The 23,599-nt window shown below is 38.4% G+C and carries 23 protein-coding genes and 2 tRNA genes; 10 read left to right on the plus strand and 15 right to left on the minus strand.

Annotated elements, in window-relative coordinates:
- Window positions 1–220 precede the first annotated feature (220 nt).
- The gene (locus B2V92_RS06835) at window positions 221–2,572 is read right to left on the minus strand and encodes an efflux RND transporter permease subunit (protein WP_293306108.1); all 2,352 of its coding nucleotides are present in this window, start codon (window positions 2,570–2,572) and stop codon (window positions 221–223) included.
- A gap of 121 nt (window positions 2,573–2,693) precedes the next feature.
- Here B2V92_RS06835 and recO point away from each other — a divergent pair, with 121 nt between their 5' ends.
- From recO to B2V92_RS06850, 3 genes are all read left to right on the plus strand, one after another.
- Complete coding sequence (gene recO, locus B2V92_RS06840; protein WP_293306110.1) at window positions 2,694–3,419, plus strand: DNA repair protein RecO; 726 nt, start codon at window positions 2,694–2,696, stop codon at window positions 3,417–3,419.
- A gap of 94 nt (window positions 3,420–3,513) precedes the next feature.
- Window positions 3,514–3,588, plus strand: a tRNA-Val gene (locus B2V92_RS06845).
- Window positions 3,589–3,650: 62 nt separating this feature from the next.
- Window positions 3,651–3,725: transfer RNA gene (locus B2V92_RS06850), tRNA-Val, on the plus strand.
- A 263-nt stretch (window positions 3,726–3,988) separates the two neighbouring features.
- Here B2V92_RS06850 and B2V92_RS06855 read toward each other — a convergent pair.
- Window positions 3,989–4,405: a VOC family protein gene (locus B2V92_RS06855; protein ID WP_293306112.1), complete on the minus strand. Its 417-nt coding sequence runs from the start codon at window positions 4,403–4,405 to the stop codon at window positions 3,989–3,991.
- 134 nt (window positions 4,406–4,539) lie between these two features.
- On the opposite strand from B2V92_RS06855, the gene B2V92_RS06860 reads away from it, so the two are divergent.
- From B2V92_RS06860 to B2V92_RS06870, 3 genes are all read left to right on the plus strand, one after another.
- A complete protein-coding gene (locus tag B2V92_RS06860) occupies window positions 4,540–5,451 on the plus strand; it encodes a UbiA family prenyltransferase (RefSeq protein ID WP_293306114.1) in 912 nt (303 codons plus the stop codon).
- Between the two features lie 412 nt (window positions 5,452–5,863).
- Complete coding sequence (locus B2V92_RS06865) at window positions 5,864–6,490, plus strand: class I SAM-dependent methyltransferase (RefSeq protein ID WP_293306116.1); 627 nt, start codon at window positions 5,864–5,866, stop codon at window positions 6,488–6,490.
- A gap of 73 nt (window positions 6,491–6,563) precedes the next feature.
- The gene (locus tag B2V92_RS06870) at window positions 6,564–7,460 is read left to right on the plus strand and encodes an NAD(P)/FAD-dependent oxidoreductase (protein WP_293306118.1); all 897 of its coding nucleotides are present in this window, start codon (window positions 6,564–6,566) and stop codon (window positions 7,458–7,460) included.
- A 15-nt stretch (window positions 7,461–7,475) separates the two neighbouring features.
- Here B2V92_RS06870 and B2V92_RS06875 read toward each other — a convergent pair whose 3' ends face one another.
- Window positions 7,476–7,640 carry a hypothetical protein gene (locus tag B2V92_RS06875; RefSeq protein ID WP_293306120.1) on the minus strand — a complete coding sequence of 55 codons (165 nt, stop codon included), beginning with the start codon at window positions 7,638–7,640 and terminating at the stop codon, window positions 7,476–7,478.
- Between the two features lie 465 nt (window positions 7,641–8,105).
- Here B2V92_RS06875 and B2V92_RS06880 point away from each other — a divergent pair, with 465 nt between their 5' ends.
- The 4 genes from B2V92_RS06880 (at window position 8,106) to B2V92_RS06895 (ending at window position 13,431) form a co-directional block, all read left to right on the plus strand.
- Entirely contained in the window at window positions 8,106–8,441 is a 336-nt protein-coding gene (locus tag B2V92_RS06880) for a PadR family transcriptional regulator (protein WP_183767890.1), read from the plus strand.
- 15 nt (window positions 8,442–8,456) lie between these two features.
- On the plus strand, window positions 8,457–10,199 hold the full coding sequence (locus B2V92_RS06885; protein WP_293306125.1) for a PspC domain-containing protein: 1,743 nt from the start codon (window positions 8,457–8,459) through the stop codon (window positions 10,197–10,199).
- Window positions 10,200–10,413: 214 nt separating this feature from the next.
- Window positions 10,414–12,861: a TonB-dependent receptor domain-containing protein gene (locus B2V92_RS06890; RefSeq protein WP_293306127.1), complete on the plus strand. Its 2,448-nt coding sequence runs from the start codon at window positions 10,414–10,416 to the stop codon at window positions 12,859–12,861.
- Window positions 12,862–13,068: 207 nt separating this feature from the next.
- The gene (locus tag B2V92_RS06895) at window positions 13,069–13,431 is read left to right on the plus strand and encodes a hypothetical protein (RefSeq protein WP_293306129.1); all 363 of its coding nucleotides are present in this window, start codon (window positions 13,069–13,071) and stop codon (window positions 13,429–13,431) included.
- 1,085 nt (window positions 13,432–14,516) lie between these two features.
- On the opposite strand, the gene B2V92_RS06900 is transcribed toward B2V92_RS06895, so the two are convergent.
- The 12 genes from B2V92_RS06900 to B2V92_RS06955 form a co-directional block, all read right to left on the minus strand.
- Complete coding sequence (locus B2V92_RS06900) at window positions 14,517–14,894, minus strand: hypothetical protein (RefSeq protein WP_293306131.1); 378 nt, start codon at window positions 14,892–14,894, stop codon at window positions 14,517–14,519.
- An 18-nt stretch (window positions 14,895–14,912) separates the two neighbouring features.
- Window positions 14,913–17,633 carry a DEAD/DEAH box helicase family protein gene (locus B2V92_RS06905; RefSeq protein ID WP_293306133.1) on the minus strand — a complete coding sequence of 907 codons (2,721 nt, stop codon included), beginning with the start codon at window positions 17,631–17,633 and terminating at the stop codon, window positions 14,913–14,915.
- A 65-nt stretch (window positions 17,634–17,698) separates the two neighbouring features.
- Window positions 17,699–18,448, minus strand: a complete 750-nt coding sequence (locus tag B2V92_RS06910) for a hypothetical protein (protein ID WP_293306135.1) — start codon at window positions 18,446–18,448, stop codon at window positions 17,699–17,701.
- 1 nt (window position 18,449) lies between these two features.
- Window positions 18,450–18,836, minus strand: a complete 387-nt coding sequence (locus B2V92_RS06915) for a hypothetical protein (protein ID WP_293306137.1) — start codon at window positions 18,834–18,836, stop codon at window positions 18,450–18,452.
- A gap of 11 nt (window positions 18,837–18,847) precedes the next feature.
- Window positions 18,848–19,504: a hypothetical protein gene (locus B2V92_RS06920; protein ID WP_293306139.1), complete on the minus strand. Its 657-nt coding sequence runs from the start codon at window positions 19,502–19,504 to the stop codon at window positions 18,848–18,850.
- Window positions 19,505–19,551: 47 nt separating this feature from the next.
- Window positions 19,552–20,157, minus strand: a complete 606-nt coding sequence (locus B2V92_RS06925) for a hypothetical protein (RefSeq protein WP_293306141.1) — start codon at window positions 20,155–20,157, stop codon at window positions 19,552–19,554.
- Window positions 20,158–20,467: 310 nt separating this feature from the next.
- Entirely contained in the window at window positions 20,468–20,815 is a 348-nt protein-coding gene (locus B2V92_RS06930; RefSeq protein WP_349681420.1) for a VOC family protein, read from the minus strand.
- Between the two features lie 3 nt (window positions 20,816–20,818).
- Entirely contained in the window at window positions 20,819–21,397 is a 579-nt protein-coding gene (locus B2V92_RS06935; RefSeq protein WP_293306145.1) for a GrpB family protein, read from the minus strand.
- 159 nt (window positions 21,398–21,556) lie between these two features.
- Window positions 21,557–21,841, minus strand: a complete 285-nt coding sequence (locus tag B2V92_RS06940) for a hypothetical protein (protein WP_293306147.1) — start codon at window positions 21,839–21,841, stop codon at window positions 21,557–21,559.
- A gap of 52 nt (window positions 21,842–21,893) precedes the next feature.
- Window positions 21,894–22,445: a hypothetical protein gene (locus B2V92_RS06945; RefSeq protein WP_293306149.1), complete on the minus strand. Its 552-nt coding sequence runs from the start codon at window positions 22,443–22,445 to the stop codon at window positions 21,894–21,896.
- Between the two features lie 77 nt (window positions 22,446–22,522).
- Window positions 22,523–22,861 carry a DUF2185 domain-containing protein gene (locus tag B2V92_RS06950; RefSeq protein ID WP_293306151.1) on the minus strand — a complete coding sequence of 113 codons (339 nt, stop codon included), beginning with the start codon at window positions 22,859–22,861 and terminating at the stop codon, window positions 22,523–22,525.
- 8 nt (window positions 22,862–22,869) lie between these two features.
- The coding region (locus B2V92_RS06955) for a hypothetical protein (protein WP_293306153.1) at window positions 22,870–23,599 on the minus strand (730 nt) is incomplete at its 5' end.

Raw genomic sequence — 23,599 nt, forward strand, 5'->3', positions numbered from 1 at the left:
TTTTGTAGAGAGGTTCTTTTTACTATTAAGACCCTGAAATGAATTCAGGGTGACGGATTTATAAAAATAGCCTTGGGTTTAAACCCAAGGCTATAAATCATATCGCAATTAGTTTACGCATCCAAAACTCCGAACACCAAACTAATAAAACTCTTCGAACCCCGGTACGTGTCTCCACGGACCGAAACCTAAATCGTTTTTAAAAAAACGCCCAACTCAATTAATGGTCAAATTCACCGGCATTTTTCGCCGATTCCTCATCAGAAATTACTTTTCTTACCTTCTTTTTATCTAACCATAAAACCAATGCTGGTAATAATGTTAGGTTGAAAATCAAGGCAACCAATAAAGTGATCGATAGGAGTAATCCCAGTACCACCGTACCGCCAAAAGTAGAAGCGGTAAAAATCCCGAAGCCAAAAAATAAAATGAGCGCGATATGCGTCATACTTACCCCGGTTTCGGTAATCGTATCTGTAATTACTTTGGGAACACTAAAATTGGTCAGGTTTAATTCCTGCTGATATCTCGTAAGGAAATAAATTGTTTGATCGGATGCCAAACCAAAGGCAATGGTGAAAATTAAGATGGTAGAAGGTTTTAGCGAAATGCCGAAATAACCCATAATCCCTGCAGTAATGATTAAAGGCACAATGTTGGGCAAAAGTGAAATAAACATAATACCCAGGCTCTTAAACTGCATTAACCTTAACAACGAGATTAAAATAATAGCCAAAGCAATACTCTCTACGAGGTGTTTTAACATGTAATCTGTTCCCTTCGAAAAAATAATGCTCGATCCGGTAAGCTCTACATCAAATTTAGATGGAGGCAAAATGCTGTCGATACGCGGTTTTAGCTCAGCCATAATCGCATCTAAACGTTTCGAGCCCACATCGGCCATTTGGAAACTGATCCTTGTGCTTTGGTTACCCTTACTGATAAAATTGGTCAACAGGCTTGAATTTCCTTTTCCACCATTCGCAATGTAAGCCAGAATAAAATTTTTCTCTAAATTATCCGGCAGACGGAAAAATGTAGAATCGTTATTGTAAAACGCTTGTGTCGCATATTTTAAACCCATATTTACCGAGATGGAACGCGAAAACTCAGGATAGGCAGAAATCATTTTCTCCAGCTTTTCCATTCTTTTCAGATTGGTTAAATTGAAAACGCCGTTCTTTTTCTTGGTATCAACGCTTACTTCCAAAGGCAGAATACCCTCAAAATTTTTCTCGAAGAATTTAAGATCCGTTAAAATTTCAGAGTTTTTTGGTAGATCATCAACCACGTATCCATTAACATTGATCTTCATTACGCCGATAAAAGCAATGATAGAAATGATGATTGTTCCAATATAAATCAAACCGCTTTTATGCTGTACAAGTGTATCGGTTTTAACCAATAATTTATGCAGAAAACCTTCGTCGATATGGGTTTGCGGTTTCAGTTTTGGTGCAGGCAGATAGCTGAAAATAATAGGAATCAAACATAAACACATTAACCAGGTAACCATTACGTTAATCGAGGCTACGCTACCAAATTGCATTAAGAGTTCACTTCCGGTAAAGTAAAGTACACCAAAACCAATGGCTGCGGTGATGTTGGCAATCAAGGTGGTAATGGCTATCCGCTCGATTGTGATGCTTAATGCTTTTTGTTTGTCGCCGTGTTTGCGGAGTTCGTTCTGATATTTGTTCAGCAATAAAATACTGTTCGGGATACCGATAATAACGATTAGTGGTGGGATCAAACCTGTTAAAATTGTCAGTTCGAAACCGAATAATACCAAAGTACCGATGCTCCAGATTACACCCATCACCACTACCAGGATAGGGAAGAACACGGCGTAAAATTTCTTGAAGAAAAACAATAGAATCAGCGCTGAAACCAGGATCGATAAGCCTAAAAAGAGTACAAACTCGTTGCTTACCAGTTTACTTACCGCAGTGCGGATATAAGGCAGACCCGAAATATGCACCTGGATTTTAGTTGATTCCTGAAAAGCCTTCGCTTTAGCTTCAATTTCTTTTAGGATCGGATTACGCTCTGCTGTATTTAGAATCTTCGTATCAAAAGTAATCGCCATCAAAGTGGCATTCTGGCGATTGTAAACCAATCCTTCGAAAAATGGATTGCCATAAATGGTATTCTTGATCGAATCCATGCCGGCATCAGTTTTAACTAAACCACCGGGAATCGGTTTTAAGATAAATTTTTGGTTCACAGTGTCTTTTTCCAGCTGGAAAATCCGACCGGAAGATAAAACCTGTTTAATTCCCTTTAATTTCTGGATTTCGTTAGAAAGTTGAACCCATTGATTATAAACCTCTTTTTTAAAAATATCGGGCGATTGTATTCCCACTACCATCACACTTCCATCTTCACCGAAAGTCTTTTTAAAAGCGTTATATTTTACAAATGCACTATCGGTAACGGGCAGGATTTTGCTCCCTGTGTAGGAGAGTTTTACATTTTTGGCCTGATAAGCCATGAAAATGGTTCCTAAAACAAAAAATACGATGATTGCGATACGGTTCTGAAGAATAAATCTCGATAGCTTAACCCACATGTGCAGCTTAGTTTAATAATAATTTTAATGGCAAAACTAATCTTATTTGTAAAACGCGATTACTTTTTGCGCAATTAAATTTGCACAAATAACATACTTTTGAAAAAATTGTTTTAACAGCATGTTGCATAAAGTTAGGGGCATTGTTTTAAAGACCACCGATTACAGCGAAAGCAGTGTGGTGGTGCAGGTACTTACCGATAAATTCGGTATGCAGTCTTACCTCATTAATGGGGTTAAAAAACCTAAGGGAAAAATTAAAATGAACATGCTGCAGTCGCTCCATTTGCTGGATATGGTGGTTTATCATAAAGCAAATACCAATATTCAACGTATATCTGAAGTGCGACAAACGCCTGTTTTTAAAAGTATTCCTTACGATGTAATCAAAACCAGTATTGTTATTTTTTTAAATGAGGTTTTGTATAAAAGCATCAGGCAACAATCGGCCGATGAAAGTTTATTCGATTATATTTTTAATTCGATAGCGTGGTTTGATGAGGTGGAAGAGATCAATCCCAACTTTCATTTATCCTTTTTGTTAAAACTGACGCGGTTTTTAGGTTTTTCACCAAACGGAAAGCGACGGAACGATCAGATTTATTTCGATCTGCAGGAAGGGGAATTCAGTTCGCGCGTACCGATTCACCCCAATTACCTTAATTTGGATGATGCCCTAGGCTTTATTTCGCTTTTTGATTCGCCCCTCGAAAAAATTTCTGAAATAAAAATAAACAATACACAGCGGCGCTTTCTGTTAGATAAGATATTGGTTTTCTATACCTTACATACATCGTCGTTTGGGGTGGTGCAATCGCATAAAATCCTCGAAACTTTGTTAAGTTGAAAAAAAAGAAAAAAAGATTTGCAGAACAGTTTTATAGCGCTATATTTGCATTCCCAAACGGAGGATGGGGCATTAAGTTTGACAAAATATAAAAGGGAAATTAGCTCAGCTGGTTCAGAGCACCTCGTTTACACCGAGGGGGTCGGGGGTTCGAACCCCTCATTTCCCACACTTAAAGCCTTTCAGTTTACTGGAAGGCTTTTTTATCAAACTTTTTAAAACATAACAATAGGGAAATTAGCTCAGCTGGTTCAGAGCACCTCGTTTACACCGAGGGGGTCGGGGGTTCGAACCCCTCATTTCCCACACATGAAGCCTTTCAGTTTACTGGGAGGCTTTTTTCGTAATCAAAAATTATACTCGTCATTTCGAGCGGAGTGCACGCAGCCGAGAAATCTGTCAAGCACATCGTCACTCTGAACTTGTTTCAGGGTCTTTCATGCAAAATAGATCTCTCCATTTCGCTGCGTTTCAGTCGAAATGACGACGATTTATTGGAAGTATTTCGATGGTAGCTTTCCTACAAAGATCCTTCGCTGTGCTCAGGATGACAAAATTGGGAAAAAATCTTATTTAGGCTCCCACAACTCAATTTTATTGCCTTCCGCATCCATAATATGGATAAATTTGCCAAAATCATAAGTAGCAACTTCATCAAGTATAGTTACACCATTTTCTCTAAGCTTTTCCAATAGAGCTTCCAGATTTTGAACACGGTAATTGATCATAAATTCCTTTTTCGATGGAGAAAAATATTCATCACCTTTTTTAAACGGGCTCCATTGTAAGGTTTCAACTTCATCAGGATTATTGATGTTCCGCGAGTCGAAACTTACCGAACCCCATGCGTTAACTTCTACCCCTAAATTTTTTGCATACCAATCTTTCGTTTCCTTTGGGTTGTCTGAATAAAAGAAAATGCCACCTATACCTGTCACCTTTGGTGCGGTATCAGCTGCTGAAGTTGGGTTTTTTGAATCTTCCATATCGTTTGTTGGTTTTTTTGAGTTATAAATTTATTGGTCAATTTCTTGCTAACTCTAAGATAACAGAAAATCGGTTTTATTATTTATCATATTCAATTATATATCCGAAATTGCCTGCTGAAAAACGGTAGCGAATGCTCAACAAAATAATCAGATTTATTTTCTTTGGAAACTACTTTGTAGGCATTTTGGCAGTGGCTTTAACGCTCGAAGCTACCTTTCAGTTAAGACTACCTTTAAACTCGTTAAATTACTACCTGCTATTGTTTTTAGCGCCGACCATTTATTATACCTACGCATATAATAAAGTTTCTACAGCACCTTCGAGCACCAATCCGCGCAACCAGTGGTATTTTAAACATAAAACATTTATTAACTGGAGTCAGGCGGTACTTTTTATCACCTGCATGCTGCTGGCCATTAATCTGTTATACCAAAACTTTGAGCATATCCTGGCGCTTCCCTTCACTTATTGGGTCGCCATATTGATTATTATTGTTGCAGGCGGTTTATATTACGGTTTATTGCCCAGGTCTTTTTTAAAGTTCAATCTCCGTAATACCGGTTGGTTAAAAGCTTTTGTAATCGGTTTTGTGTGGGCCTGCTGTGCCAATGTGCTTCCGCTGATTATGCTTAAAATTGAAACTGGCGTGGGTTATCACGATTCGGTATTATGGACCTGGTTATTTATTAAAAACTGGATGTTCTGCACGGTAAATGCTATTATTTTCGACATTAAGGATTATCCAACTGATGCAAATAGGCATTTGCGGACGTTTGTAGTGCGATATGGCCTGCGGAGAACAATTTTTAGTATCCTTATCCCTTTACTGATTATCGGTTTAGTTTCTTTGGGAATATTTGCCCGTTACAAAGGTTTTGGTTTTCCCCAGGTTTTATTTAATGTACTTCCGTTTATCCTCACCATTTATATCGCTTATTCCATGCACCGCAGAAAAAATATCCTTTATTATCTGATGGTTATTGATGGATTGATTTTATTTAAGGCCGTATGTGGGATTATAGGAATGCAGTTTGTGCACTAAAGGTTAATTGTTTAAATAGATTGGTTAATTGTTTAAATCGGTTAACTGGTTAATCGATGACTATGTTCAGTTAAGCAATTTGTACACTAGTGTTAACTGTTTAAACCGGTTAACTGGTGACTATGTTCAGTTAAGCAATTTGTACACTAGGGTTAACTGTTTAAATCGGTTAACTGGTTAATCGATGACTATGTTCAGTTAAGCAATTTGTACACTAGGGTTAATTGTTTAAATCGGTTAACTGGTTAATTGGTGGGTATGTTCGATTAACCAATTTGAACAGTTAACCGGTTAACCAAACTAAACGGTGAAACAGGCCCAATTAACCAATTTAAACAGTTAACCGATTAACCATTTTAAGCGTTTGCACGGTACGATTAACCAATTTATACAATTAACCGATTAACCAACAATGAACAACAACTACGATAAAATAGCCAATCATTACGATACCTTGAGCCGTTTGGTGTTTTTCAGGTCGCAGGTTAATGCACAGATCAACCAACTCCAGTATATTCCGAAAAATAGTTCTGTTTTAATTGTTGGCGGTGGTACAGGCTGGATTTTGGAAGAACTAGCTAAGGTGCATGTAAGCGGATTGAAGATTGTTTATGTGGAGATTTCGGCAAAAATGATTGCGCTTTCCCAAAAACGGAATTATAAGGGTAACCATGTCGATTTTATAAACCTGGGTATTGAGGATTTTAGCACGGATAAAAATTTTGATATCATTTTAACCCCTTTCCTTTTTGATAATTTTGTTGAAGAGCGTGCTGCTAAAGTTTTTGTCCAGCTAGATGGCTATCTGAAAAAAGACGGACTATGGTTTCTGGTCGATTTTTCACTCAACAAAAAGAATGGAAAATGGTGGAAATGGGCATTGCTCAAATCGATGTACAGTTTTTTTAAACTTTTGGATATTGTAGAGGCCAACCACCTGATTGATATGGTACCATATTTTTTAAAAAGCAATTATCGCATCATCGAAGCACGGTCGTATTACAGTAGTTTCATAAAAGCCTTTATTTTGAAAAAATAAAATGACATTCATTTAATGCATCTGTGTTGCATTTGATGTTTGAATTCGGATCTTTGTTTTAAAAGATAAGGATATGGATTTTGATGTAATTATAATCGGTGGCAGTTACGCAGGTTTATCTGCCACATTAACTTTGGGCCGCTCAACAAGAAGTGTTCTGGTAATAGATGCCGGCAAACCCTGCAACCGGCAGACCCCGCATTCGCATAATTTTTTAACCCACGATGGCGATCGGCCTGCCGATATTTCAGCAGTGGCAAAAACCGAAGTTTTGAAATATCCAACCGTAAAGTTTGTAGAGGGAAAAGCGAATTCAGCAAAACAGATAGCAGGTGGTTTTATTGTTGGTTTAGAAGATGGCCAAAGCTTTACCTCGCGGAAATTATTATTGGCCACAGGTTTGAAAGATACCTTGCCTAATATTAAAGGTTTAGCCGCTTGCTGGGCCATTTCGGCCATACACTGCCCTTATTGCCATGGTTATGAGGTGAAAAACGAAAAAGTAGCTTTACTGATGAACGGCGAGCATGCCTTCGAAATGTCGAAAAACATACAGTTGTTAAATAAAGATTTAACCATTTTAACCAATGGAAAATCGGAGCTGACTGAAGAGCAGACCAAAAAGCTGAAATCCAAATCAATAAATATTATAGAAGATGAGGTTATTGAATTCGAACATCAGGATGGTTACCTCGAAAACGTCGTTTTTAAAAGTGGAGAGAAATTAGCTTTAAAAGCAATTTATGTTAAACCCGAAATAGCGCAGCATTTAAATTTTAACGAGCAGCTGGGTTTTGAGTTAACAGATATGAAAACAATAAAAGTAAATGAGCAGCAGCAAACCACTGCCAAAGGCGTTTATGCCGCAGGAGATTGTACAACCTTGTTCAGGTCGTTACCTATTATTACAGCCGCTGGAACCATGGCCGCAGTAATGATTAATAAAGAGTTAATTTCTGAAGATTTTTGATCAACCATCGGAAATTTAAAATAAAATTGCACCAACTATTGTGGCAATAAACATTGCTATCATAACAATTCTGTCGGCAGTGATCCATTGATCCCTGGTAAGTGGTGCTACAACTTTTTTTGCTGTTTCTGCTTTGTGCCTCGAAAGCCTGAAAGCTGATGTGTCTAATTTGATAAGCATGGCGAAATGTTTTAATAAGGATAATTTTCTTAGGGCAAATCCCAAGCCAAAAACCGATAAAAATGTTAAAATGTGGATAAATATATTTTTTGCGTAATTAATTGATATTTATACGGTTGTAAAATACAGCAGGTGCATAAAATAGATGATCATGCTGTTTAAAATCCAATACAGTATTGGTTGCCTTTCGAGGTTTAAAAAGAGTACAAATCCAAGGCCTACTTACGAAGTTTCCTTAGCTCTATGCAGGTCAAACTTCGTAAGTTTCGGGCCAAAAAACTAAGGAATTACAATTCATTCTTCTCCAAAATTCGGTGAAAACTCACATTTTTCACGGAATTATTTCCATAACTCAAAATTTTATTTAAAATTATTTTTCTGTTAATCAGGTGTTTATGATTTTATTTTAATTTTTGATAGTACTATGTATTGCATAGTAGTTTATAAAACATATATCTTTGTATTATGATAGCAGAAAATACGCAAACACAAATGCGGAAGGGAATTCTGGAATACTGTGTTCTATCAATCATCTCACGGGGCGAAATTTATGCTTCGGATATTATTGCCGAATTAAGGTCGGCAAAGCTGTTGGTGGTTGAGGGTACATTATATCCATTATTAACGAGGCTTAAAAACAATGGTTTGTTAAGCTACAACTGGGTAGAATCTACCTCGGGCCCACCGCGTAAATATTATACCTTAACCGAAGATGGTAGGGGTATTTTATCTCAATTAGATCAAACCTGGCAGGAGCTGGCTTATGCTGTAGGTGTTTCACAAAAAGGAGCCAATTCATAATAATTTTAAAAGGAAATGGAAAAGACCATCATCATAAATATAGGGAACACGATCATTCACATCGAAGAAAGTGCCTACGAACTCTTAAAGGCCTACCTGAACGAAGTAAAACAGCATTTTGCCAACCATGCCGACGACCTTGAGATTGTAACGGATATCGAAAACCGTATTGCAGAGCTTTTAACTGAACAGTTGGAAGAGCAGAAAAAACAGGTAGTAGATGCCGCCAACGTAAACTCGGTTATAACACAGATGGGCAGGGTACACGATTTTGATACTGTTGAGGAGGGTGAAGAAGAACCTGTGCTTAATAATGCCTACCAGTACCAGTACACCGAGAAAAAATTATACCGCGATATGGATAACCGCATGGTGGCGGGGGTTTGTTCGGGTATTGCGCATTATATCAATGCCGATCCTAAGTGGATCCGTTTGGCTACCTTCCTGATCAGCTTTGTTGGCGGATTCGGCCTGTTGGTTTATGCCTTACTGTGGATCATTATGCCGAAAGCGAAATCGCGTATCGAGCGTATGGAGATGAAAGGCGAACCCGCAAACCTTCAGGGTTTCCAGAAGAACCTGGATGAAGAATTACAGGCGGTAAAAGAGCGTTTGAGCGAAGTAAACAAACATGCACAACCGATATTCGGCAGATTGGGTATTTTTATCGGCGAATTTTTCGAATGGCTCGGTCGCTTTTTATCGGGTACCGGAAAAGTGATTTTTAAGGTAATAGCTGGTTTCATCATTGTATTCGGTGTATTGTTTTTATTGGCTTTGATTATCAGTGCGGCAGCTTTTCAGGGTTTCTGGGATGCCAGCATTTATGAGTATTTCCCATTCTCCATCATTAATGAAAGCAACAGGGGGATCATTTTATTTGGTGCATTTATAGTATGTTTCGTGCCGATTTTAGCTTTGATACTTTTCTCCATCAGGGTGGCATTTAATAAACAGGCCATTAATAAAACGCTTTCTTTTGCACTGTTGATTATCTGGTTGGCCGGTGTTGCCGTTACAGGTTATCAGGCGGCTAAAATATCGTCGGAGTTTAAACAGCATGCAGAGTTAACGCAAACAGCCGATTTAAAAACTTATAAAACCTATATCCTTGATATTGATAAAAGCAAATATTTCAGCAAAGAGGATAGTATAGCTTACCATATCGATGCTAACCAGAAAAGCAGGATCGTAGTTGATGATTTTGAAGATGGACCGTTTGTTTCTCCGAACCAGATCCGTATCGATATCAGTAAAAGTGAAAGCGGTATAACACGCCTAACACAGAAATACGAATCGCAGGGTAAAACATTCCAAAGTGCATTACAGAATGCCCAGAACATCAGTTACAGTTACGGAACAAAAGATTCGGTATTGGTTTTTAGTCCGAGGTTCCAATTGAGAAAGGGAACGATCTGGAGAAACCAGGAAGTAAGGCTAAACCTCGAAGTTCCGGTAGGTACAAGGCTGATTTTAAAAGAAGATACTTACCGTTATATTAACAATTACTGGACCTGGGACTGCAAAAATACAGAGAACGACCACAACGATTATAGTGTTTGGATTATGACAGAGGATGGTTTAAAATGCGTTGCTCAGTTAAAAGAAGAAGCCATTAAAAAAGAGAAACTGCAAAAAGAACTATTCGACCTGGAATTATTGCGCAATAATAAACCCAACGATACCATTTACCAGGATTCGGTATCAAACAGGATGAGAGAGGTTAAAGACGAATTGGGAATTAAGCCTGAACAATAGTAATGATATTGTTTAGTTGAGTAAAGATGCCCCAAGTCGTCATTGCGAGGTACGAAGCAGCCCTACTATATTGGGATGATAAAAAACATTTAATGACTAGCGATCGTAGTAAGATTGCTTCGTCGTTCCTCCTCGCAATGACGACTTTTTATATAACGCTATTATTGGTAAAGGGCCGCAGTTGATGACAATCATACCTTAAAAAAAAGAAACCATGAAAACATTATTTACAATAATTGCATGCCTAATGGCATGTGGGGCTTCTTTTGCCCAAAAATTAAATAAACTGAAGGGAAAAATCGTTGATGAAAAAACGGTTCCCGTATCGTTCGCCATTGTTCGGGTATTGAACTATCCTGATACCACTGCAATTAAAAGTGTATCAACCAATATTGATGGTGAATTTGTAATTGACCAGTTAAAAAATGGCGATTATCAGTTATCGGTTTCAATTGTAGGTTTTAAAAGTAAAAAAACAGACCGCTTTTCGCTTAACGGAGATTTAAACCTGCCAGCAATCGGTATAGAAAGTGTAGCAAAGCAGCTGAAAGAAGTAAGTGTGCAGGGTAAGAAACCTTTTGTTGAACACCTGATCGATAAAACGGTACTGAATGTAGAAAACAGTATTGTTGCATCTGGTAGTACGGCTTTGGAAGTTTTGGAGAAAGCGCCCGGTGTGCGGGTTGACAGGCAGAATGACCAGATTAAACTAAACAATAAAAACGGCGTAACAGTAATGATCGATGGGAAGGCGAATTTCCTCTCTGGAGCCGACATTACCACACTGTTGAGCAATATGAGCAGCGATCAGATCTCTACAATCGAGCTGATTACCAATCCGTCTGCCAAATACGATGCTGCCGGAAATGCGGGGATCATCAATATCAAGCTTAAACGTAATAAGGCTTTTGGTACAAACGGTACAGTGTCTGTTAATACCGGACAAGGTATTATGCCCGATTCGCCAAACGATTTATTCCGCGCCGGTGTAAACCTGAACCTCAACCACAGACAGGGCAAATGGAATATTTTTGGTAATGGCGCAGTGGCCCGCAAGGCGCAGTTTAATAATACTTTTTTAACCCGTACTACTTTATCGGAAGGTTTGGCGAGTTCGTTAACACAAAATTTCGACCGCAAAAATAAAGGGATTGGTTTTCAGGGGAAATTAGGCGCCGATTATTATGCTTCGGAGAAAACTGTTTTCGGGGTAATGCTCGATGCCAATACGGTAACCACCAAGCTCACCAATTTTAGCAATACCAATATCAATGCGGTGCAGAATGGTGCTTCGAGCCTGAATTATATTTTACAGGATGCCAATTCGAATTCGCCCGTTGGTAATTTAACGGCCAATTTCAATGTTAAACACGATTTCGATAAAAAAGGAAAAAGCATCACTTTCGATATGGATTATTCGGGTTTCAGCAATAAAAAGGACGAGAATTTTCTGGCCAATTACCTCAATAGCGGAGGCAGCACCACCAATCAAACCACGTTAAGAAACAATACGGATGCAGAAATTAGTGTATATGCTGCCAAAACGGATTTTACCCTGCCGATTGATAAAACCATGAAACTCGAAACAGGTTTAAAAAGCAGTTATGTGGTTACCAATAATGATTTTATTTCGGAACAATTGGTAAACGGTGTGTGGCAGAACGATCTGGGTAAATCGAACAATTTTGTTTATAAAGAGAATATCAATGCTATTTATGGCAGTTTCTCTAAAGAGTGGAAAGTGTTCCAGGTTCAGGTGGGTTTGAGGGGAGAGCATACGCACTCTAAAGGCACTTCGGTTACTGATCAGAAAGAAGTGGAACGGAATTACTTTTCCCTTTTTCCAACCGTGTTTGTAAATCAGAAAATCGGCGAAAACCATAACATCCGTTATTCTTATGGCCGCAGGGTAGATCGTCCGAATTACCAGCAGTTAAACCCATTTGTATTTTATATGGATCCATTGGCAGTTGATCAGGGAAATCCTTATCTGAAACCACAGTTTACCGATAATTACCAGATCAGCTACAATTATAAAGAAATTTCTTTCTCACTAAACTATTCTGATACCCGCGATATGATTACGCAGATCAGTAAACAGGATGATGCCACAAGGATCATCAGCGTGATCCGCGAGAACCTTGGCCGTTCGCGTTATTACTCTGCCGATTTATATATCCCCGTTAAAGTAACCAAATGGTGGAACATGCAGAACAATGCAAGTGTGTACTACAATAAGTTTAACGATGGCAATATTGAGGGGGCAGCCTTCAGTGCCGGCAAGGCTACGGTGAATTTATATACATCGGATACCTTTACCTTGCCCCAAAATTTCAGTATCGAGATCAGTGCTTGGTTAAGTTCGCCAAGGGTTAACGGGGTAGAACAGACCACCATTTACCAGGGGGCGTTAAATGCCGGAATCCAAAAAACTTTAATGGATAAAAAACTGAAATTACGTTTAAACATGGATGATATCCTGCTTACCAACCATTGGGAAGGGAAACTGGTTTACCAGAATATCAATATGAAGGTAGTAAACCGCTACACCAGCAGAAGGGCAAATTTTAGCATCAGCTATAACTTCGGAAACCAGAATGTAAAATCGGCACGCTCAAGGAATACAGCAACAGATGATATGAAAGGAAGGGCTGGGGGGTAGGTTGGAGTTTGGAGTCATTAGTCCAAAGTCCTTAGTCGAGAGTCTAATAGTCTGCAAGAAGCCGAAGAACTAAGCCTACATAACCGAGTCGTCACCCTGAGCGGAGTCGAAGGATCTATTGGCAGTTTGCAGTTAACAATTGGCAGTTAGCAATGCAGCAATTAAACAATTTAGCAATTCGAAAAATATAATTAACCAACAATAAACATGAAAAACATCTTATACAGTATTGCAATTTTATTCGCCACTTTAAACTTTGGATGCCATAGCGATGGAGGCCATCTATCGATCAAAACGAAAGATACCGGCACATTATTTAAGTTTGAGGCTAATTACGCTGGAAGCAAAACAGGTAAGCTCGAAAAATACCTCGACAGCGCCCTGAACAACGAACTTCCATTGGATCAGGATATAGATCTGTTTGTGAATTTAAACGGAGGTGATAAATTTAACCTGAAAGCCAAAAAGGGCTGGCTGGAGATCAACTTCGACAAACGCAACAGTTCTTTGGCAGGCTATGTGAAAGTTAAGAAATTAACGGATGGGATTAAGCAGAAGTTATCGGAGTAGTTGCGTTTTTAACCGCAAAGGTCGCTAAGGCCCTTCTCCTACGCTCAGGATGGCGCGGAGGCCGCAAAGTAAAGAGGTAGTCTGATGTCGGAAGACGGAGGACCGGGATTTGGTGTATGATAACAAATCGCCCTTATCCTATCATTGCGACAGAAGGGAATGGCTAGTGGTGTGGAGTGAAGCAATCTTTTTAGTTTTCGTATTTTTTTTAACCACAGAGGTCACAGAAGAAAGCACCGAGGGCACAGAGTTGGTATTCTGCGTTATCAGAGGGAAAGCTTAGCCATTTTTCTCCCGCAGATATAAGATGATCAGCGCAGAGTTCGGGACATTATGTTCAATTCCAGCCGTCATTCTGAACTTGTTTCAGAATCTATCGTTTGTCTGGTTATTGTTTATGATAAGATTTGTAAGGTGAAAGGCTAATTAATGCGTTTAAATAGCTTCCAGAGATCCTGAAATAAATTCAGGATGACGGGTGGCATGGTAATTTTGCTATATAAAAGAAGTTGGAAAGTAAAGAAATAGTAGTATTTACGTAAATCTGCTCGATTAGCGGCAAACTATTATTGTCATCCTGAGCGAAGTCGAAGGATCTTTTAGGGTTGGTGTTCTGCGAAATCCGTGAGATCAGCGGGAGACCATCATCGTCTTTTTTCTCCCTCAGATATAAGATGATCAGCGCAGAGTTCGGGACATTATGTTCAATTCCAGCCGTCATTCTGAACTTGTTTCAGAATCTTTCGTTTGTCTGGGTATTGTTTATGATAAGCTTTACAAGGTGAAAGGCTAATTAATGCGTTTAGATACCTTTTTACAGATCCTGAAATAAATTCAGGATGACGGGTGGCATGGTAATTCTGCTATATAAAAGAAGTTGGAAAATAAGGAAATAGTAGTATTTGCGTAAATCTGCGCGATTAGCGGCAAACTATTATTGTCAATCCTGAGCGTAACCTGTCCCGAATATTCGGGAGTCGAAGGATCTTTTAGGGTTGGTGTTCTGCGAAATCCGTGAGATCAGCGGGAGACCATCATCGTCTTTTATCTCCCGCAGATTTTAGGTGATTAGCGCGGAATCTTTATCAGTTCAATTGCTTTATACTTAATTCACTAAATACGATGTTTATATTAACAGATGAATTAAAAAAGCGCAGCAAATATGCATTTCCGGTATTTCTTTCTAGTTTTACTTCGTCTGTATCAAATTCAAATGTCCTTTCGTTAACGTTGTTAAAATCCATCTGATAGCTGGTAACATTACCTAAAACCAATTCATAAATGTTTTCATCTACTCCTTGGTTATTTTCTGCAGGCTCCAATACCATTACCTTTAATTCTACCTTACTTTCCATTCCTTCATTTTTAATGGAAGTATCGATAGTAGAGTAATGTTGAATGGTTTCAATTGCAACAAGTTTTAATAGAAAATCAGCATTTAGTATCGATTCGATTTCTGTCATTGTTTTGCCCTTTATGTTTTACTTCCATTTGTTTACATGTTCTGTTTTGTTCTGGAACTGCGCGGCCAGCGATTTCATTCTTGATTGTAAAATCAGTTTCCGGCCTTCGATGGTTCTGGTAAATATTAAATCGCACTTACCTACGTAGTGTTCCCATTGGTCTTTAAAATGTTCGGCAAGGTTTTTATTCCTGCCGATGAGCTCGGGCACAGCATGATAATCTTTCTGTTTGATAAAGAGCATAAACCTGTTCCTCCTGATAATTACATAACGTGGATTATCGATCGGTGCAATCAACTCCTGCAGGGCATTAATAAAGATGGATTTTTCGAATGTTGTTCCTCCTTCCAAATGGCAAAAAACGGCGCCGTATCTATCTATGCTACTTTGTACGTAAATTTTTGAAACATCTGTTTTGATCGCTCCGGTTTTAATGAGCGAATTTAGCAGTGCTTCACCAATTTGCTGGATATCTTTTGAAATATCCCTGTACTTAATGTAAAGGCTCAGCGTTCTGTAGGTTAAACTACCGAATAAGATAATCCCTATAGTTCCTATAATTGCCAAAATGATATAAAAATCTTGGAGTGATCTGATGTTTTTAGCCCCTTTCAGAAAAACTTCAAGTATTTCTACTCCGAATCCGGCCAGGCCCGAAAACAAAGTGGCCGAAAGGTATGTAATGGTTTTATTCAGGTACATGGCTTTCACTTCCTGGTAACCGAGTTCCTCTTCAAATGGTATTTTTATTTCTTCGATCAGGTTTACACCACCTTCGAGCGCCAGTTTCCAGCGCTCTTTTAAATTTTCCCTGTTTGCAGCATAGTTGAACATTTCATCGTTCTTTTTCTCTGCTTCTGCTGGCAAAACAATATTTTCGGGTAGGTTTAAGCGGTTCATTCCATTTTCGATGCCGGGCTCCTCTTTAAAAGAAACACCTACGAAACTTTTAAACCGCCGCTTCAATAAATCAAAGTCATCTCCGCCGGTTTCGGCCGTTGGATCTATGGTAACCAGGTGCCAGATGTTTCCGGTTTTACCTGTATTGCCATTCTGCGTTCTAATCGCCCTGCCACGCATCTGGTTGGATGAAACAAAGGAACCAACAAAACTGGCCAGTATAAGCGAATTGATGGCCGGTGCATCCCATCCCTCACCCAATAAGGATTTTGTGCCAATGAGTACCTCGATTTGTCCTTCCTGAAAAATTTCGGTTACAATATGGATCAGGTCATTTTTAAGCTGTTCGGTCTGCTCAATGATGATATAGTTATCATCGTAGGGCACCGGCGACAAACTGATTTTTGAAATGCCCTTTCCAAACGCTTTTGTTTCGAATGCGTTATAGGCTGTTTTTGGTATAATCACCATTGAACCGGTAAGTACACCTATTTTTTTACCGTTATCGTTTTCGCGCCTTAGTTTTTCAAAAATAGGGATTACACCCATTTTGGTAAGCTCGAGTTTATTCTCCGGTGCATTTATGTAAAATTCCTTTCGGATATAATCAGATAGTATTACCATCCTCAATTGATGGTTAAGCTGTTTAAACTCGAAATCCACAATTTTGCAGATACCGGTTAATTTGCTGATGCTCGAGGTTAAAAAACCTGTGATGCGCTTACTATTGGAAAAGTCTATCTGTCGTTTTTCCATTGCACCACAGCGCCTCAACTTATTTTCGAGTTGTTTACGGTGTTCATCAAAAGGTTTAAAACGTTCTTTCTCCTGGTAGAGATAGAAATCCAGAAGTTTTTCCAGCCAGTGGTAATCGAGCGGAGGGATTTCGGGTTTATCATCACCGATTACCTCGGTATGCAGCTCGTGTATTTCCCTTCCGTTGGCATGTAAAAAGATTAAACAGGCAGAATAACAGGCCAGATTGGTGTAAATCCATTCGAGGTGTTCGGTTGGGTGTACCCAAATGGGGTGGTTTTCAATTGCTGTAATAATGGTTTTATCCTGTTTAATTTCGTTGAACAGCTGTTCTATATTTTGCCTAAACTGCTCAATGTTTTTATTCTCGGTTTCGGTTGGGAAGGTAAAGTGCACATAATCCTGGTGCGGACATAAATCACCCTCTATTACCAGGTCGGGAACTGATATTTCGGCGTCAACGGGGCCGTTAAATTCGAGGTACCGCAACCACTCTGCCGGGGTAACATCATAAGGAGGGGTTGCCGTTAAGCCAACTGTAATGGGACCGAGTTTTTCTTTTACCCTGGTTAGGGTTTGCCACCATTCGTTTTTTAAATGATGGGCTTCATCAACCACAATGGTATTAACCTGCTGTAATTTTAATCCGCTTACAATGTTATCGAGATTGGGGTTCGATGATTTTAAACTTTCTTCGGCATCTTCCTCTTCTTCTGTTTCTTCCTCTTCCTTTATGCGCAGGTTATTACAGGCCGCGTGCAGGCCCTGAAAAGTTACCACTGTTAAAAACTTTGGATTTCTGATGTCTTTCGAAATCCAGTCTGGCACGGTTTCAACCTGGAGAAAAAGATCACAGAAACGCTGTATCCATTGGTTTCGTATGGCAATGGTAGGTGCCAGGATCAGTGTTGGTTTGTTTAAACGGATAGCTACTTCGAGCCCTAAAACCGTTTTGCCCGAACCCGGTGGCGCAATAATATGCAGGTGCCGGTTGGCAATGTAATCATCTAATTGATCAAGAACCCGTTGCTGATACTTTCGCCAACTGGATATAAATTTTATTTCTTCAGGATAGGAGGTCAATTTTTTAACGGATTAATGTAGCGCCTGTTATTTATTAGATGGTATGGGAGCATAGCTGTTACAGCTTATTCTATATAATACCAGGGGATGTTAAATAAACCTTTTTTTAGGTCGATATTTATAGTTTGACCGATCTGGTTCTCATCATACTGGCTCTTTGCTACCGAAATTTCTTCCTGGTCGTAATGATGGCCCCAAGGAGTAACTTTTAGGTAATAAGATGTTCCACCCTTGCTACTCTTGCTAATTCTTTTATTTACAACCTCGGCATGGTAAACCGTTGGTTCCGAAGTGTCGAAAACACAGTTTGCTCCATAAGTGCCAGCGTAGCTATAAAGAAAAACATTAAAAATGAGTGACAGGTAAATCCATGTTTTGCTTTTATTGGTGTTGATGATATAATTGTGTGTAGCAAAAAGAATGATCAGCATGATTGCAAAGGCTATGGTACCTGGGATAATCAAACTGTAAAAACTTTCATAATCATATCTGATCATTACATGCAACAGGATAACCCAGGCTGCAATGTCGATAAAATCGGCCACATCATATTTATCGCTTCCATCCTTCTCTTCCGAAATTTCTACCAAACTGGCAATGCTGGGCCTGCCGGTTAAACCATTAAGCACAATGCCGATAATGGGCATGCAGAGCAAGGCCGTAAAAAGAATTTTATAAGGCTCGCGGAAAAATATGAACCACAGGCTTAAACCAATGGTGAGGTATTCTAACCAGTTGAGTTTATGAAAGGTTAATTTGGAAAAGGTAACTTTACTGCGCTGTTGTTGTCGTCGGTTTCTTCTGGCGTCGCTCATGTTAATTATTTGTATTTTTCAAAATATGCTGCAAGTAATTTTGGAAATTACTGTAACCGTTTTTTTCGGGATGTTCGAGATTAAGCATTTCTCCATTGCCGGTATCGAATATTTGCCAATCGTATAATTTTGCAACGCTTATCAGTACAAAAAGCGCTTCCTCCCCATAAAGGCCGAATACCTTATTGCTTACAGGCTCCTGGTCGGCATAATAAACTATTGCGTAGTTATCGCCTTTTATTTCACGCTGATTTTTATCCGCGGTAATATTGTTAAAGTGTTTTTCCAAAATCGCATTAAAATCTATTTCCACAAGCAATTCTTCCTCAACTTCTTCAACCGCATTTATTTTTTGTTTTGAACTGAATATTACAATATCCCAACTCATAGTATTATCTTTTATTTAAGTTTTATACTATCACTCCATTTCTCTCTACCGCCATCATTTACTGAAACGATATTGGCAGATAGATGAATGATATGTTTATTAGGTTCGTAGTTAACTTTTATCTCATTTGGATAGGCAATTACGTTGTAATATTCCTTTTGGGTTATCCGGTATTCGAAAACAGGTAGCCATGCAACTGTTTTATAAATCTCAATACGTGTGCCCCTATAATCAGAAATGGCATTACCAATTGAACGTTCCCTGTAAATAATACCATCACTCCATTTTTTTTCGGTATCCGTTTCGAAATCTGCAACGATAAATCCTACACCTAAAATACCAAGAGTTCCGGAGAGATAACCTATTCCAAAAACGCCTGTCATAAACAAAGCACCTACAATTTTTAAGAATGTATTCGGCTGAAATTGCGACCACCACAATATAAGTGATAGGCTTAGGTAGAAACCCGAAACGAGTAACCAATTTAATGATACCGATATAGTTGAAATTTTAAGCAGTAAAGCTAAAGTGGTTAAAACAGTTAACGCAATTGAAATGCTGATCACCCATATCCTTGTTTTTGGTTTCCTTTTAGTGAATACAAAAAAGATTAAGCTTAAAATAGGGTAGGCCCACAGTGCTGTTAAGGTAATTGAAAATGGATTCATTGAGCGTTAATGTTAACTTCCGTAATGTTTTATGCTACCAGTTGTATTTATTTATCCTTACAGGTGTTTAGATATTTGGTATACTCATTAATAAATCTGTCACGTTGTTTTTTATAATCGCTAAAGGAGGTGAAATTTCTGTATTCGGGTTTCATATTGTTGAAGTAAAAATAAACAGTGGTGTTATTTCCGGGGAACATGATAAATGTGCCTAATGTACTGCCTGTTTCAATTGATGCCCGGTTAATTCCGTAAACAGTATAACCATTAAATTTAAGTTCTATCAGGTTCTTGCTTTCCATACCCGTGGAGTGCGAGTTTAAAAAAAATAAATTTTCGAGCAGCTTCTTTTTATCGAGGTTATAACTCTTTTCTTCAGAAAGCTCTACTTTTAAGTTTACGAAAGGGGCGTTCTTACTGTTGTTATATAAAATCCGGTAACCATCTGTACAGGTCACGTTTACTTCTCCATTTGCAGTTGGCACCGTTTTATATTTCTCTGCATCTTCGGGAAGGCGATCTAAACTGGCCGCAACTAAACCCGTTGTCGATTTAAATGAAATGTAACATGGTTTAATTTCATTTTTGCCTTTACAGCTAATTAGAACAATTGCCAATAGAATAATCGAAAACAGAGCTGCTCTTGGTTTCATATTTTTGAGGTTGTTAATTTATACATAGTGAAATTTGCGGTTGAGCTAGCATGGTTGGTTGAGCGCTGATGCATTATCCGGATAACTTAAACTGATGGGAAGATATGAATAATGTAGAATAGTGCAAAGCTGTGTATTGGAAATATCTGCGTAATTAGTGTGATCAGCGGGGAACTCTTACCGTCTTTTTCTCCCGCAGATTTAAGATGATCAGCGCAGAATTTGGTGCGTTGTGTTTTAATTCAGTCGTCATTCTGAACTTGTTTCAGAATCCATCATGCTATTATCATTAATGTAATAAATCCGAACTTTATTTCCTGTACAGCTCAATTTTTCTCCCATCAGGATCAATTATAATTGCCATAAAACCGAAGGCTGTTTCAGCTGGTTCTTGAACAAAAGGAACTTTGGTTGCTTTTAACATCATTATTGCCTCTTCAAAATTTTCTAAACCAAAACCTAACCTTAGATTTTTGTCTGCTTCTTTTTGATCTTTTGCCAAAGGATAAATTTCAAAAACTGTAGAACCGATATTGGTCGAATAATGGAAGGGGGAGTTTCCATGTTTATGGTATTCAAAATCAAGTTCCAATAAACTGTAAAAGTCAACCAGGTGTTTTGTATCAGCAGTTCGTAATACCAATAAGCGGATTTCCATATCTTATTTCTGAATGTTTTCCTCTGTGATGTTCAGTATTTCAGTTTCAGTAAAACCACCATTCTTTAATATATCTATAATAAAAGGTGTTTTTTGTTCGATATACCTGTCGATACTGTAAGGATTTTCGTGTGCAAGTTTCTTTTTCAGTTCGCCGTATTCTTTTGCTTTTTGTGGATGGTTGCGTAGAAAATTGCGCAGTGTTAAATGGTTCCTTAAACTTACACTATCCGAAGGGCAAACATATAAATGGTGTTTGGGCCAAATCTTTCCTGAGCCATCAATTGGGGTGTAGGTAGTATCGCATTTAAAAGCCTCACGATCAGAAATCCCCAGGTTGCCACGGTGGGTGTAGCCCAAAGGTTTCAGTTTTTTGATAATGGTATCCAGGTTTTCCGGGTTGCTGATTATAATATCGATATCGATTACCGGTTTTGCCGCCAGCCCTACAACAGATGTGCTGCCCACATGTTCAACACCCATGATAAGTTGATGTAGATGAGATTGGTAAATGGTTTTGAGCGCTTCGAATGTAGTAGCCCATGCTGGCGAATAATCCTCAATTATTATCGGTTCTGGCATGTAGTATTTTGCTTTAAGTTACTAACCAATCGTTTCTTTAATCCGAGATGATTGGTGTTATTTGGGGCTCCCGCAGATTTAAGATGATCAGCGCAGAGCCTGATAGGCTTTCTGTAATTCGAAAGTAATTAAGAATCTATGGTCAAAAGAATTAACCCATCAATAAATTACAAAAAAATCATCCATCAGGTTTCCATCGTAGGTAAAAATCAATTTATAAAATCCGATTTTGTTATTATTCTGATAAACAGTGCTTTTTAAGGCTACCGTGTTTGCATCGGGTAATTCTTGTTCAAAAAGCTCAACATCGATAGATAGATTTTTGTCGGTTATATCTAATTGTTCACAGGTATGCTGATTTAATAGAAAGGCGAAAGCATTAGTGAAAACACTTTGAATGTGGTAGGTTTTTATAAAATCATTTATCTGAGGTTTGTTCATCATTTAACCTTCTTCAATTGTTATTTTAATGACGGCAATAAAATCTTTTAAACTGTTAATCTTCTTTAATTGTACTTATTTTCCAATAAATACCCATTTGCCCCCTGTTATCCATTGTTCCTTTTGGTAGTTCTTTTTCAGGACTAGCCAATACTGAATCGTCGCGCTCTTTTACGAATTTTGTTAATGCTTTTAAATTTGGTTCTGAATAGGGTAATATACTAAAATCCCAGCTCGAGTAATAAGATAACATCCATTTAAGTTCACTGTCAATTTTATTATTAATCAGATAATCGTTAAGGATGGTATAAGATTTAGAAATGATTTCATCATCCAAAATTCCAATGCCACTATAATAACTGGGCTCTATTATTCCGTACCAGTTCAAAAATATCAGTCGTTTTAAGATTTCCAACTTCGTTTTTTCATCTTTTGAATCGAGAAACAGATCGAGATAATTTTGGTGGATTTTCCGGTACCGCTCAAAAGTGCCGTCTTTTTCTAACTGTTTCCCAATATCAACCTGATCGCCAATTTTTTCGAGCATAACTGTGTGATCGTATATTTCAAATTCCTGGTTAGAAAGGCTATCTATTGTGTTTTGCATATTTTACTACCATATAGAAATAATGCCTGGCCAAAGTAAAAAAATAGAAAAACAACTTTTGGATGTTTTAACATGTATTAGCCTGTATAACGCTCAAAGGTATCCGTGCCATCAATCCGTTCCAGATCCGAACCTATGGGCAGGTTAAGATATGGGATAATGGCCTTATCATAATTGGCAATGGTATTTACATCGTAAATCATGGTATTGGCTGCATCATCCAAATATTCCTGTGTTTCGGTACCCGATAAAAATACCCAGCCCGAATCTATGTCATTTTCTGGCTCCTGCCTGTACATGTATTTTACGGGTTCGCCATTTACGGTAATCTTATCGGTAGCCATACAGCCGCCCATGCGGGGGATCAGGTCTTTGATCTGATCGGCACTGAGTTTGAATTTTTTATTATGCTCCATGTTTTAATTTAGGGTTCTAAAATTTCTATTGCATCGCCATTGCTTATTGCAAGTTGTTTTGTTTGCGGGTTAAATGCCACTTTGGGAAGATTACCGAGGTGGTGGATGATTGATGAATTCTGCAGTCCGCTTGAAATACTTTCGTCCTGATCAACTACCTGCCCTGTTTCGAGATTTATGATTTTTGGAAATTTGTATATATCCCAGGCAAACCGGTTGTTAATTGCGTAGAGGTTTCCAAATTCAATATCTATTTTTATAGGCTTTGATAACCTGCCAGAGCTAATATCCCAAATGGCCATGCATTTTTGGGGAAGATTTTCCAATAATCCGTCATCAATTTCTTCCCCATCCGATGAACCCCAAAGCACCCTGTTATCGTCAATAAAACTTGCTGTTGAGATTTCTGTTCCTACGTTGGGATAAATTTCAGATTGATCGAGCAAATGGGGGTTGCTGAAACATTCTTTAATATCAAATAACCTAATGGCATCAAAGGGGTGCCAAAACCAGCCTTTACTTATTAAGTATTTGCCGTTGGGGCTTACTTCTAATCTTGAATGGAAAAAATCAATCGGATTTCTATCTATTGCATCGGTTATAATCTGGCCGGTTTCAGCATTTTCAAAATCGAGCCTGCAATATTTAGAAGGACAGTGGATTAAAAATGTTTTACCTTCCAGTGTTACAAATGCTGCGGGATATTCGTAAACATCAGCGCAGTAGTAAGAGCGGTTT

Origin of the sequence: Pedobacter sp. UBA5917, from assembly GCF_002432345.1 — a bacterium.
Taxonomy (GTDB): Bacteria; Bacteroidota; Bacteroidia; order Sphingobacteriales; family Sphingobacteriaceae; genus Pedobacter.

Coding starts and splice junctions, on each gene's coding strand:
- B2V92_RS06875 (WP_293306120.1), bottom strand. CDS start 7,640: ATGCTTATCAAATTAGACACATCAGCTTTCAGGCTTTCGAGGCACAAA.
- B2V92_RS06865 (WP_293306116.1), top strand. CDS start 5,864: ATGAACAACAACTACGATAAAATAGCCAATCATTACGATACCTTGAGC.
- B2V92_RS06855 (WP_293306112.1), bottom strand. CDS start 4,405: ATGGAAGATTCAAAAAACCCAACTTCAGCAGCTGATACCGCACCAAAG.
- B2V92_RS06950 (WP_293306151.1), bottom strand. CDS start 22,861: ATGGAGCATAATAAAAAATTCAAACTCAGTGCCGATCAGATCAAAGAC.
- B2V92_RS06835 (WP_293306108.1), bottom strand. CDS start 2,572: ATGTGGGTTAAGCTATCGAGATTTATTCTTCAGAACCGTATCGCAATC.
- B2V92_RS06895 (WP_293306129.1), top strand. CDS start 13,069: ATGAAAAACATCTTATACAGTATTGCAATTTTATTCGCCACTTTAAAC.
- B2V92_RS06910 (WP_293306135.1), bottom strand. CDS start 18,448: ATGAGCGACGCCAGAAGAAACCGACGACAACAACAGCGCAGTAAAGTT.
- B2V92_RS06880 (WP_183767890.1), top strand. CDS start 8,106: ATGATAGCAGAAAATACGCAAACACAAATGCGGAAGGGAATTCTGGAA.
- B2V92_RS06925 (WP_293306141.1), bottom strand. CDS start 20,157: ATGAAACCAAGAGCAGCTCTGTTTTCGATTATTCTATTGGCAATTGTT.
- B2V92_RS06945 (WP_293306149.1), bottom strand. CDS start 22,445: ATGCAAAACACAATAGATAGCCTTTCTAACCAGGAATTTGAAATATAC.
- B2V92_RS06935 (WP_293306145.1), bottom strand. CDS start 21,397: ATGCCAGAACCGATAATAATTGAGGATTATTCGCCAGCATGGGCTACT.
- B2V92_RS06885 (WP_293306125.1), top strand. CDS start 8,457: ATGGAAAAGACCATCATCATAAATATAGGGAACACGATCATTCACATC.
- B2V92_RS06860 (WP_293306114.1), top strand. CDS start 4,540: ATGCTCAACAAAATAATCAGATTTATTTTCTTTGGAAACTACTTTGTA.
- B2V92_RS06870 (WP_293306118.1), top strand. CDS start 6,564: ATGGATTTTGATGTAATTATAATCGGTGGCAGTTACGCAGGTTTATCT.
- B2V92_RS06930 (WP_349681420.1), bottom strand. CDS start 20,815: ATGGAAATCCGCTTATTGGTATTACGAACTGCTGATACAAAACACCTG.
- B2V92_RS06940 (WP_293306147.1), bottom strand. CDS start 21,841: ATGATGAACAAACCTCAGATAAATGATTTTATAAAAACCTACCACATT.
- B2V92_RS06920 (WP_293306139.1), bottom strand. CDS start 19,504: ATGAATCCATTTTCAATTACCTTAACAGCACTGTGGGCCTACCCTATT.
- recO (WP_293306110.1), top strand. CDS start 2,694: ATGTTGCATAAAGTTAGGGGCATTGTTTTAAAGACCACCGATTACAGC.
- B2V92_RS06890 (WP_293306127.1), top strand. CDS start 10,414: ATGAAAACATTATTTACAATAATTGCATGCCTAATGGCATGTGGGGCT.
- B2V92_RS06900 (WP_293306131.1), bottom strand. CDS start 14,894: ATGACAGAAATCGAATCGATACTAAATGCTGATTTTCTATTAAAACTT.
- B2V92_RS06915 (WP_293306137.1), bottom strand. CDS start 18,836: ATGAGTTGGGATATTGTAATATTCAGTTCAAAACAAAAAATAAATGCG.